This window comes from Paenibacillus sp. FSL R5-0766, from assembly GCF_037971845.1.
Taxonomy (GTDB): Bacteria; Bacillota; Bacilli; order Paenibacillales; family Paenibacillaceae; genus Paenibacillus.
Genome location: NZ_CP150227.1, coordinates 2,026,037 through 2,038,105, shown reverse-complemented (window position 1 = coordinate 2,038,105; position 12,069 = coordinate 2,026,037). Strand labels below are relative to the sequence as shown.

The 12,069-nt window shown below is 40.6% G+C and carries 7 protein-coding genes and 2 pseudogenes; 4 read left to right on the top strand and 5 right to left on the bottom strand.

What is annotated here, in order from left to right:
* Positions 1-206: 206 nt before the first annotated feature.
* Positions 207-1,541 (bottom strand): MFS transporter, encoded by a 1,335-nt coding sequence (locus MKY66_RS09265; protein WP_076209147.1) that lies wholly within the window; start codon positions 1,539-1,541, stop codon positions 207-209.
* A 254-nt stretch (positions 1,542-1,795) separates the two neighbouring features.
* On the opposite strand from MKY66_RS09265, the gene yhbH reads away from it, so the two are divergent.
* Both yhbH and MKY66_RS09255 read left to right on the top strand, forming a co-directional pair.
* Positions 1,796-2,965, top strand: coding sequence for a sporulation protein YhbH (gene yhbH, locus MKY66_RS09260; protein WP_036609998.1), 1,170 nt, complete (start codon positions 1,796-1,798; stop codon positions 2,963-2,965).
* On the top strand, positions 2,962-4,398 hold the full coding sequence (locus tag MKY66_RS09255; RefSeq protein WP_076209148.1) for a SpoVR family protein: 1,437 nt from the start codon (positions 2,962-2,964) through the stop codon (positions 4,396-4,398). The genes yhbH and MKY66_RS09255 overlap by 4 nt, the downstream gene beginning before the upstream one ends.
* A 233-nt stretch (positions 4,399-4,631) precedes the next feature.
* Here MKY66_RS09255 and MKY66_RS09250 read toward each other — a convergent pair whose 3' ends face one another.
* Both MKY66_RS09250 and MKY66_RS09245 read right to left on the bottom strand, forming a co-directional pair.
* Complete coding sequence (locus tag MKY66_RS09250; RefSeq protein WP_076209149.1) at positions 4,632-6,374, bottom strand: zinc ribbon domain-containing protein; 1,743 nt, start codon at positions 6,372-6,374, stop codon at positions 4,632-4,634.
* A gap of 4 nt (positions 6,375-6,378) precedes the next feature.
* Positions 6,379-7,056 carry a hypothetical protein gene (locus MKY66_RS09245; protein WP_076209150.1) on the bottom strand — a complete coding sequence of 226 codons (678 nt, stop codon included), beginning with the start codon at positions 7,054-7,056 and terminating at the stop codon, positions 6,379-6,381.
* A 134-nt stretch (positions 7,057-7,190) separates the two neighbouring features.
* Between MKY66_RS09245 and MKY66_RS09240 the strand changes: the two are divergent.
* Positions 7,191-7,601: pseudogene (locus MKY66_RS09240) on the top strand (SpoVR family protein); the annotation flags it as partial.
* 185 nt (positions 7,602-7,786) lie between these two features.
* Here the strand turns inward: MKY66_RS09240 and MKY66_RS09235 are convergent.
* Positions 7,787-8,005 carry a hypothetical protein gene (locus MKY66_RS09235; protein ID WP_076209151.1) on the bottom strand — a complete coding sequence of 73 codons (219 nt, stop codon included), beginning with the start codon at positions 8,003-8,005 and terminating at the stop codon, positions 7,787-7,789.
* A gap of 584 nt (positions 8,006-8,589) precedes the next feature.
* On the bottom strand, positions 8,590-11,307 hold the full coding sequence (locus MKY66_RS09230; protein WP_076209153.1) for a TrlF family AAA-like ATPase: 2,718 nt from the start codon (positions 11,305-11,307) through the stop codon (positions 8,590-8,592).
* 113 nt (positions 11,308-11,420) lie between these two features.
* Here MKY66_RS09230 and MKY66_RS09225 point away from each other — a divergent pair.
* Positions 11,421-12,027 (top strand): annotated as a pseudogene (locus MKY66_RS09225) (SpoVR family protein); the annotation flags it as partial.
* Between the last annotated feature and the right edge of the window lie 42 nt (positions 12,028-12,069).

Genomic DNA, 12,069 nt, shown 5'->3' with positions numbered 1-12,069 from the left:
ATCATGTCAATCTTTTATTTTCACCTTTTCATAAATTCTTACTCTTTCACTGTATTCTGCTGTCTGTCGTTTAAGCACTTATTCATGATCAACTATGTTCTGATAGCACAAACGCGAATAAGCTCCAGACATGTTCTGTGAGGAACAATGCCTGAAGCCATGCGTAATCCGTTGAGAAGCTTACTATGAAAACCGTTGTACAATCATCAGGTGAACCTTACATTTGAACTCTTACCAGGAGCTCCGACACTCCTATTTTGCTCTTCTTCCTGATCTGCCTGTGTAGCATCCTGCATCCCCTTCTGTACCTTCACGGTTAAAAATACAACAATGCCCGCGACGAAAAAGAAGATCAGCGACAGAATGCCCCAACGCGTGGAACCCGTGATCTGTCCGACATAACCGAACACAAACGGACCGAAGATCGAAGAGAATTTGCCTGTAATATTCACAAAACCAAAATACTCGCCTGTTCTGCCTGCCGGCATCAGATTGCTAAACAAGGAACGCGCTGTGGATTGACTCACACCCTGCACAACACCAACCAGCCCGGCGAGCACATAGAAGTGGATCGCTTGGGTCATGAAATAACCGAGAATCACAATACATATGTAGACCGATAAGCTAACGATTAATACCTGCTTTGCTCCCCAACGCTGTGCCCATGCTCCCAATAACAATGTACACGGGAACCCGATGAACTGGGTTAACAGTAGCGCAAGCATCAGGTCGGTTGTGCCGATACCTATACTTGTCCCATAGATTGTAGCCATCAGAATGATGGTATTAATGCCGTCATTAAAAAACCAAAAAGCCACCAACATGCGGATTAACTGGGGAAAACGCCGCATCTGACGAAAGGTCTGCCGCAGTCTGCGTACGCCCACCGCAGCATACCCTGTCCACGTTCCGGGCAGATCCGGTGATGCAGGCCGTCTCGGAGCATGGCGAAAGATCGGTATCGAGAACAGCAACCACCACAACGAGACGGAGATAAACGCAAGTCTTGTGCCTGCCAGAGTACTGCTCATCCCGAACCAGCCTGGTTGCTGAATCATCAGCAGGTTCGCCGCAAGCAGCAAGCCTCCCCCAATATATCCATAAGCATAACCTTTGGAGGATATCATGTCTCTTCGTTCTACAGGTACCAGATCCGGCAGCATTGCATCGTAAAAGGTGTTACCACCCGCAAAACCGATTGTAGATATGACCAGCAAAGCGGAAGCAAGTAACCAGTCCCCTTCACCGATTGCGCTGAATCCCAATGTAGCAAGGACGCCTATGATTGCAAATACACGCAGGAAGTCGCCTTTCCGTCCTGACAAATCAGCCAATGTGCCAAGCAGCGGTGTTAGCAGAGCTACACACAACATGCCAATGGAATGTGTGTAGGCCAGGTAGGAGGCGGCTGTATCCGTATCCAGCGTTGCTGCAGCAACCGAAGCATAGAATACGGGCAGGACCGCTGCCAACACCGTTGTCGCGTAAGCCGAATTGGCCCAATCATACATAATCCAAGCCTTGATCGCCTTTTTATTCACATAAATCCTTCCTTTACATGCAACTATTATAATGATTAATGTCTTGCTCCTATTGTAAAGGAAGGATATCACACTTGTTCACTGTTTCTGTAAAAAATGGTGCAGTTCTGTGCTTGCGACTCACCTTACCTCTGAGGTGAACTTGCGTAATTGTATCATTTTATATCCACTCTCATCACATATCGTCCTCGCCCGTGAATATACTTAATTACCGACAGGCCAAACTGTGCCGCGTAATCAATGGGGGTGCCTACATGTCAAATTCACACCAGCCTTACTCGTTCGTTGTGTCGAAGGAAGATTGGTCGCTTCACCGCAAAGGGTACCAGGACCAACAGCGCCATCAGCAAAAGGTGAAAGATGTCATCAAGCAGAATCTGCCTGATCTGATTACGGAAGAAAACATCATCATGTCTGATGGAAAACAAATCATCAAGGTACCAATCCGCAGTTTGGATGAGTACCGTTTTGTGTATAACTACCAGAAGCAAAAACATGTCGGTCAAGGAGACGGTGACAGTCAGGTCGGAGACGTCATCGGTCGTGATCCCTCTGCTTCGCAGAAACCCGGCAAAGGGGAAAAAGCTGGCGATCAGCCTGGTCATGATATTGTGGAAGCCGAAGTTAGTATTGAGGAATTGGAAGATATGCTCTTCGCTGAGCTGGAATTACCCGATCTGAAGCAGAAAGACAAGGATCTGATTGAGACACATACGGTAGTTTTCAACGATATTCGCAAAAAAGGTATGCAGTCCAATATTGACAAGAAACGTACCATTCTGGAGAATCTGCGTCGCAATGCAACGACCGGTACGCCAGGCATCCATCACATCAGTCCGGACGACCTGCGCTACAAGACATGGGAAGACAAAATCATTCCACAATCCAATGCCGTTATCATTGCCATGATGGATACATCCGGGTCCATGGGTTCGTTTGAGAAATACTGCGCGCGCAGCTTTTTCTTCTGGATGACCCGTTTTTTACGCCGTCAGTATGAGAAAGTTGAGATTGTTTTCCTCGCCCATCATACGGAAGCCAAGGAAGTAACCGAAGAAGAGTTCTTTACCCGTGGGGAGAGTGGAGGCACCATCTGCTCCTCTGTATATATGAAGGCACTGGATATTATTGACAGCCGTTATCCACCTTCAAGTTACAACATCTACCCTTTCCACTTCTCTGACGGGGATAATCTGACCTCGGATAACGAACGGTGTGTGAAGCTGATCGGCGAGTTAATGAAGCGTAGCAATATGTTTGGATACGGCGAAGTGAATCAGTACAACCGCAGCAGCACACTGATGTCGGCTTACCGTCATATCAAGATGGATCAGTTCATGTATTATGTGATCAAAGAAAAAGGCGAAGTATACAAAGCTTTGCGCAGCTTTTTCCAGAAACGGGAAGGAGGCAGCGTTAGATGACAGATGAGATCCGCGACCTAGAATACGCTATTGCCGAGATTATGGAGATTGCCAATGGTTTTGGTCTGGACTATTACCCCATGCGGTACGAAATCTGCCCATCGGATATTATTTATACATTTGGAGCCTACGGCATGCCGACCAGATTCAGCCACTGGAGCTTTGGCAAAACATTTCATAAGATGAAAATGCAATACGATTTTGGACTCAGCAAAATTTATGAGCTTGTCATCAACTCCAACCCTTGTTATGCCTTCCTGCTGGATGGCAATTCCCTGATTCAGAACAAATTGATCGTAGCCCACGTATTGGCACACTGCGATTTTTTCAAAAACAATGCCCGCTTCTCCAAATCCAACCGTAATATGGTCGAAAGCATGGCCGCTACGGCGGATCGAATCAGTAATTATGAGATGGAGTACGGAACGGAAGCGGTTGAAGCATTTATCGATGCCGTAATCGCGATTCAGGAACATGTGGACCCACAGCTGATTAAGCCCCGCCATTTGGACAAACAACGTTACATGGAGATGAAAATGCGGGAGCAGCGCGGTGAGAAAAAACCACGGCCGGAAGGTCGCTATGATGATCTATGGTCGCTTGATGATGTGAAGACCGAAGAAACACCCGCCGAAGGTATTCAGGTCCATCACTTTCCGCCTGAACCAGAGAAGGATGTCATGTGGTTTATTCAGGAATTCTCGGAAGTGTTGACCGACTGGCAGCGGGATATCATGAGTATGATGCGTGAAGAGATGTTATATTTCTGGCCACAGATGGAAACCAAAATCATGAACGAGGGCTGGGCATCCTACTGGCATCAACGCATTATCCGTGAGCTCGATCTCAACAGTGAGGATACGATTGAATTCGCGAAGCTCAATTCCTCCGTGGTGCAGCCATCCAAACAAAGTCTGAATCCGTATTATTTGGGACTGAAGATTTTCGAGGATATTGAACGGCGCTGGGATAACCCAACCCGGGAAGAACAGGATCGTTGGGGCCGTAAACCAGGCCAGGGTCGTGCGAAAATGTTCGAGGTGCGTGAATTTGATTCCGATACCTCCTTTATCCGGAATTACATGACCAAGCAATTAACCGAGGATCTTGACCTTTACGTCTTTGAAAAAAAAGGCCCGGACTGGAAAATTACCGACAAGTCCTGGGAAAACATACGGGATCAGCTCGTATTTTCACGTGTCAACGGAGGCTCCCCTTATCTGGTCGTGCAAGATGCCGACTATATGCGGACCGGGGAACTCGTACTGAAACATCAATATGAAGGCATCGAGTTGGACCTGAAATATATGGAGCGCACCATGCCTTATCTGTATCGCCTCTGGGGGCGTACGGTACATGTGGAGACACGTGTCGAGGATAAACCGATCTGGTTTACGTATGACGGCAAGAAGCACCACCGCAAATTTATGTAAGGTTTTCGATTATCATTATTGGAAACGAAAATATAAATGCTCTTATCATGGATGAGTTTAATGATTAATAATAAATAAGGACATAAAAAAGCGGCAAGTGCCCGACATACACGGGGACTTGCCGCTTGGCATTTCATAATTAATATTTAAAATTACGTTTCATTGCACCATGCTTAAATGAAGTGTTCACATATCGCTCACCGTTGTTCAACACTTTTAATAAAATTCCTTGTTTATCCTGATACAAACTCATCAGCTGCATTCTTAATAATCCTTGAGCGTACTTCTTTTATATATTTGATTGACATTATTTCCTCTCGTGAAGTTTGAATTACATCCCCAACTCGAGGATAATGTGGGTAAATTTTCGTTTTTAAATGTGCTTCAATCGGTAACTTGTGTATTGATTCATCTAATAAGCTGCTTATAATTGATGTATTTTCAACTTTCCTTCCACACTCAGAACAAAATTTAGCATTCGGAGGCAAATCCCTATTACAACCATTGCATTTATCAGATAGATCCTTCAGTTCCTGTAGATAACCCTCGATCGTTGAATCGTTGGAACTAAATTCTCTATAGTCGGTCAAGCTTATATTCCCCAGTGACTCGCTAATATTATTTGAAGAGAAGGCTTTTTCTGTAGTAAGTAAAGCTAAGTGGACCATATATCTGAGTCCGGTTTTTCTGTCAGCTATTTTCACAGTACCTTTATTAGTTAAAACTCCTGAGTAACACAGGATATCTAATGCCAACTTTAAATTAGGAGAAATATCCCTAGGAAACGTGAAAAAAGCCGACTGATATGTATTCTTCCTTTCACGTAAATTTTTCTCTCTAATTTCAGGTATTACATAAGATCTCAGTAAATCTAAACCTACTTTGATATGGTTTGAATATTTAGGTAATCTTTTCGTGAGGTTATTATGATAAGGCAATAACTCCTGATCAATATACTCCTGTGTTGATAATGATAAAGCTCTCTCAGAAAAACCTTTATCAAGACTTCTAACTAACAAATGCAAAAATGCCCTAGGATTTCCTGTAGAGAGATCAATACAATGATCTAAAATTTCTCCTCTTTGAAATATTTTTTTTCTCAGAGGACTTTGTTGATGTAGACGCTTTTCTAGAAGATCTCTGAATAACTTCCTATTTGCTTTTCGACCCGACTCACCAGTTTCGTACCTGTCCATCTGTAAAATGTATGCATCGTGTCCTACTTCAAAATTTCTACCGTACGAAGTCACACTTGGATAAACAGCCGCTTTAACTGCAATAGGTCCACCATGTAGTAGTTTAAAAATCTCAAAAAATATCTCTTGTTGAGCAGGAATAAATGTATGAGCAGCTTCGTCGAATAGAAAAACTAATTTTCTAATATCGAACTCACCCAGCACATCCCTTATTATCTCGTTTATGAAACTAACATCGTTTACTTTATCTAAAAAGTTACTACCAATATCGTTTAGAATTTTTTCTTTATCCGATGCGATCGCCAGTTTTTGAAGTTGATGAATTTTATCTTGTAACATTGTTTTTGTTCCTTGAGCTGATTTTATACCAAAAATTCTAAAATAAGGGTCCGTACTACCTTCATGACCAATTAAGTTTAACTGTGTGAGTTTGTCATGAAGAGCTTGAAGAATTTTAGCACCTACCCAAACCTGAAATGCATCTCTCTCCTCAGCTCTAACGCCCTCCAAGATAGTACTTGTCTTGAAAGTAACGTATACAGCTAATTTCCTACTAGATGTAAAATCCTCATCAAGTTCAATTTCTGCTTGTTTTATTAACATTGACTTTCCAACACCTCGTGCGCCCATTAATAGATGAGCACCGCTTTGTTTCAACGTGTCAACGATCTTTCTTTCAAATACCCCGAGAACTGTTAAATCACTAATTTGTTCGTTAACTAAATCTTCCATTCGTGCAGCTTGAAGTAAATCATTATCTTGTACAGTACTAGTTGTCATTTATTCACCTTCCATTCAAAATTTTGATTGCTGGTAATTGAGAGTATAGCTCTGGGAAATATTTATTAAGTCTCTTTTCCCATAAACCAAGAACTAAATCTTCCACTTCTTCTGCCAATTGCAGGAAAGAACGCCAATCCTCAACTTGATGAGAATACCTTTTTGGTAAATTAGACTCAAAAGTAGTTATCTTACCATGGACTGTATTACTCAAAATTCTGTAAAGTCTCCTAGCATCCTTAAATTTTACAATTTCATCATAATTATAATCTTTGTTAATTGACTTAATATAAGATTTATAACCCTCCTTCGAAAAATGCTCCAACATATCATTAAAATTCAAATCGTTATCATGACTTTTCCAGCCCCAGAAGACATGTGGCATATCCCAAAGAAATACTATGGCTATCCCTAATTCTAAAACCCTTCTGAGTTGAATTTTTGCAGGGTTTTCCAATGAACACGCTGCAAAATAAATTCCTATTGATACGTCAGAAAAAAGTTCATCAAATACTGAAATTATCTCTTTTTGATGAATTCCAAGAGAATTATCTTCTCTAATAATTTGTCCTATGATCGCAAATGATCTAGATTTTAATTCCACACGAGTGAGAAGATCCGTCTCAGCGGCCAATGATTCTGTGAAATTTTCTTTAAATTTCTTATGTAACTCTTGATACATTTTCAAGCTCTTTTTAGAGTCCAGTTTTCTCACCTCTTGCTCTATTATAAGTCTTAATTATAACCGAAATATAATATTTATGTTATAAAAATTCCCAACTTTAGATGTAAGGATATTGCAGCCATTCAAATATTCGTGCCAAAATGTTCAAGGTGCGTGAATTCGATTCCGATACCTCCTTTATCCGCAAATACATGACCAAGCAATTAACGGAGGATCTTGACCTCTACGTATTTGAGAAAAAAGGCCCGGACTGGAAAATCACCGACAAGTCCTGGGAGAACATACGGGATCAGCTCGTATTTTCACGTGTCAACGGGGGCTCCCCTTACTTGGTCGTGCAAGATGCCGATTATCTGCGGACAGGGGAACTCGTGCTGAAACATCAATATGAAGGCATTGAGTTGGATCTGAAATATATGGAACGCACCCTGCCCTATCTGTATCGACTCTGGGGACGTACCGTACATGTGGAGACACGTGTCGAGGATAAACCGATCTGGTTTACGTATGATGGCAAGAAACACCACCGCAAGTTTATGTAAGGTTTTCGAACATCGTTGTAGGAAACTGAAATATAAATGCTCTTATCATGAGTGAGATTAATGATTAATAAAAGATAAGACATAAAAAAGCGGCAAGTTCCCGACATAAACGGGGACTTGCCGCTTGGCATTTCATAATTAATATTTAAAATTACGTTTCATTGCACCATGCTTAAATGAAGTGATTACACCAGTTCAATCAAGTCATCTGTTGAATACAGCTTGCCTTGTTTAATGTCTTTCTCGGAAGCTTCAATCATTTGCCGTATCTCCGGATCGGAGTCTAGCTCATCCACCGGGTTATAGACTTCATATTCCAGACCGGCAATACGAATGAATTCCTTATGATCCTTCTCATAGGATTCAATGACAGTGCCATCAGGAGCCTTAAGACTAAAGTTCATCCTTCGCAACCTCCTTCAATGATATTGCTAAATTTGGTGAATCATACTTTTACCTGAATTATAGCATACAACCAGGTGGCATCTCAGCCCAGCCATGAAACCATTACTTTTTGTCGATTTACATTTGCGGAACAGGATTCAGCGCCATAACACGTTCACTCTTGGTCTCCAAATGTTCCAACCATAACTCCACCAACTGTTACTTCTGGTATGGATCTTCTACAATTTTTTTATGTTTTTAGATTGACGAGGTCATCTTGGTTTCTCGATTGTATTTTACACTTTCTTTTGAGGAAAAATAGACTGAGTAACGGAGTTCTCACATAGAATATACAAAACTTATCGAGGTGAAATATATGTTTGTTCAACTATCAAAAACTGAAATCAAGAATCTTGAAACTCAAAGGCTTGCTCAACAGATATCAAGATGGGAATCTTTCGAGAAAGCAAGAGCATATTATTCAAATGACGAAGGAATTTTCACAGCGTACAAAATGAACTTGTATGATATGAAAACAGCATACTCTACTCCTATTGTTGTGTTTAAGTTAAAAAAACTGCCGACACAATAGTCGGCAGTAACATTATTCCTCAAGCGCTCTAGAAATTCTAAAATACCGCTTATCTAAAGCATCTTTTCCTCCTTCCATGACTTCGCAAACTGCCTCACGTACATCCGTTTTCTGTAACGCTCCACTTATTAGCTTTTGAATCTGTCCTCCAGCAAAATTCATTTGAATTATATTTTCAGAAGCACCATTTACCGGTATGTTCGGATTATGAGTTATCACTATAACTTGTTGCTTCTTTTTGAATTCTCTTAGACTAGTGACAACTAAATCAGTAATCCTCTTGGTATCCAGATCTTCCTCAGGTTGATCAATAATTATTGGTGAGTCATCAAGTAGTAGCATCAGAGATAACATAGCCGCTGTCCTTTGTCCAGCAGAACCAGTTTCTATATCTTCTTCTTTACGATTTGATACCAATTTCAGATCAATTTTATCTTCAGGAAACCATAAATACATTCTATCGTTGTCCTCAGGTGTCTTTAAGTGTAGGGAATTAAGATGTTTTGCGAAAGGTTTACCAAATCCATTGGATTCTTGTTCTGTAACAGTAACAACTTTTTTTATTACGTCAGCACGTTCTTTCCAAGGATTTTCAGAACTCAAAATGTCAAAAATAAGTCCATTTTTGGGAATCCCATCATCGTCACGTTCCAAAATATCTTTTGAAAATTCGCTTCCTGATTTTCTTATTAAACTTCTAAAGCTCTCTTCAGCATTGTTAATATCACCCATAACTTTCAGATGAATTCTAATATGAGGGTTTGAACCTTGCCATTTTTTAATTGCATTTTCTCGCTCGGTTCTTAGTTTCTTCTCATGCCGATGTATTTCTACATATAATAGCCTTGACTCCTCACTTTGTTTTGTATATTCCCCTTCTATTTTTTCAATTTCATTAATTTTTTCTTCGAGTTCTCTCTTCCTCAATACATGTTGTCCATACGCATTCGGGTTCTTTTCCCCATTTTCCTCTAATCGTTTAACGAGTTCATTGTATTTTTCTTGATGCTCTATACGACTCTCATGCCAAGGAATCTTAGATGCAGTTTCAACAAATCGGTTTTCAAGTGTTTTTAATGACAAGATCATTTCCTTTATTCGCGAAGTAATCTCATTATATTCAGTCGCTTTCTCCTTTAATTGATCTAAAGATTCAGTATCTAAGCCTAAACAACTGTCTGAATCAATGGTCAGATCCGGAAAACCGATAATATCCAATTCCTTGTTAAGTTTGGATATTTTCCCGATCTCATAATTGATTTTTTCGTTTAGTGCTTGGGATTTTTGATAACGTTCAAGTAAGTCTTTATGTCCGGAATCCTCAAAAATCCTCATTTTTGCAACTACATCATCTAACTCAGATTTTAAATTTCCTTTAGTATTAATTTTTAGTATAAGGTCTCGCTGCTTATTTCTTGAGTGTAAGAATTTTTGTGTGAGCTCTTCTTTTCTCTCCAACCACTCATTTTTATCTAATTGCTGATCAATTATATTCAAGATATGGTTTGGATCCTCTGTTAGTGAATACAGATGTTTTTGACTGAATATTCTTATCGGAAACCTTGAGTCAATATTACTACTTTCTTCTTTTTGTTCCCATTCTCCTTGTTCATTTTTATGTTCTTCTATTATTTTATTATTTGACCACGATAGTGCAATATTTCTCCCATCTTTCTGCATCTCCACTCTTACATTTGTGGTAGAAGTCAGCATACCAGGTCTTCCTCTTTCTTTCGGAACCTGATTAAATTCTTTAAATTCGTCACTTACTTTTTGTGGAAGACCTGTCGTTTTACTCAAAGGGAGTCTCATATACTCTATTAGACTGGATTTACCAGACCCTCTGCCACCAATTACTGTATTTAACCAAGGGCTAAACTCAACTTTAAGCGGCGTACGTCTTCCTGCTTTTGCTCCATGGGTTATCTCAATCGAATTAATAAAAAATCGGTCATGTGTATCATTTGGATTGTCAACATTTGCATCACTTCGAATAATTCCATCATCACCATCGTGTAAAGCAAGCCTCAACGCCTCTAAATTAGGAACTTCCATTTTCACCCACGTGAAACTTGAGGCAACATTTTCGGGACGATGGCTATCAGATCCTGCGACTTCAGTCAGTTTTAATTTCATATCCTTATATATTTGAGGTACTTCAAACTTAAGATCACACAGTTGCATCGCAAGCAGCCCATTAGCACTTAAGCATTTTCTTAAAGAATTCCCTTCTTCCTCCACAAACAAACCTCTATCGATATCAACATGTGCAGGTATAGCCAATCCTTTCATTCCATGAATGATATCGACAACATCATTAAATGATTTACTTGTACAACTATCAGAATCACCATATGTACCCTCGTACTTAGATTCACTTAAAAGCTTAGTTATACGCGTAGAATCTTCAGAGGGGTCAAATATTGCTAAAAGATGTATATTCCCATGAACTGTTATTTCAACTCCAGGAAAAATGGTTAATTCTCTATACCCACCCACTTGCTCTTCTCTCATAAGATTTAGTTCATTCTTTAGAGTATCAATCCATTCCCCTGAATTATGATCTGTTATAGCTACACAATCAACTTCTTTTGCCATATAATCCATTAACCACTGACGTGGTTCACGTGCTTTTAGTGTCTCTTGGTCTGGACCCTTTCCGTAATCGCTTGATACAGGAGTATGAGTGTGAAAATCAAATTTCCACCATTTTGAACCATGAAATTTCACTATAGTGCCCACCTTTGCATTTTATTAAAGCTGGAAGATGCTATAAGTTACATATTTCTACACAATAGGACTTTTTTCCTGCATTGCTTATGTACAAAAAATCAGCACCTTAGCTCAACGAGAGCTGGGCATCCTACTGGCATCAACGCATTATCCGTGAACTCGATCTGAACAGTGAGGATACGATCGAATTCGCCAAGCTCAACTCCTCCGTGGTGCAGCCATCCAAACAAAGTCTGAATCCATATTATTTGGGATTGAAGATTTTCGAGGATATTGAACGGCGCTGGGATAACCCAACCCGTGAAGAACAGGAACGTTGGGGCCGCAAACCAGGGCAAGGTCGTGCCAAAATGTTCGAAGTGCGTGAATTCGATTCCGATACCTCTTTTATCCGCAATTACATGACCAAACAATTAACCGAGGATCTCGACCATTACCGACAAGTCCTGGGAGAACATACGGGATCAGCTCGTATTTTCACGTGTCAACGGAGGCTCCCCTTATCTGGTTGTGCAAGATGCTGACTATCTGCGGACCGGTGAACTCGTACTAAAACATCAATATGAGGGCATCGAGCTGGATCTGAAATATATGGAACGCACCCTGCCTTATCTGTATCGCCTCTGGGGACGTACCGTACATGTGGAGACACGTGTCGAGGATAAGCCGATCTGGTTTACGTATGATGGTAAGAAACACCACCGCAAGTTTATGTGAGGTTCCAACAGCCCTTTCCCTTTTAAAAAAGAGAACCTTCGT

Bases quoted from the DNA above. Each gene is read 5' to 3' on its own strand.
- MKY66_RS09235 (WP_076209151.1), bottom strand. From the start codon at position 8,005: ATGAACTTTAGTCTTAAGGCTCCTGATGGCACTGTCATTGAATCCTAT.
- MKY66_RS09245 (WP_076209150.1), bottom strand. From the start codon at position 7,056: ATGTATCAAGAGTTACATAAGAAATTTAAAGAAAATTTCACAGAATCA.
- MKY66_RS09250 (WP_076209149.1), bottom strand. From the start codon at position 6,374: ATGACAACTAGTACTGTACAAGATAATGATTTACTTCAAGCTGCACGA.
- yhbH (WP_036609998.1), top strand. From the start codon at position 1,796: ATGTCAAATTCACACCAGCCTTACTCGTTCGTTGTGTCGAAGGAAGAT.
- MKY66_RS09255 (WP_076209148.1), top strand. From the start codon at position 2,962: ATGACAGATGAGATCCGCGACCTAGAATACGCTATTGCCGAGATTATG.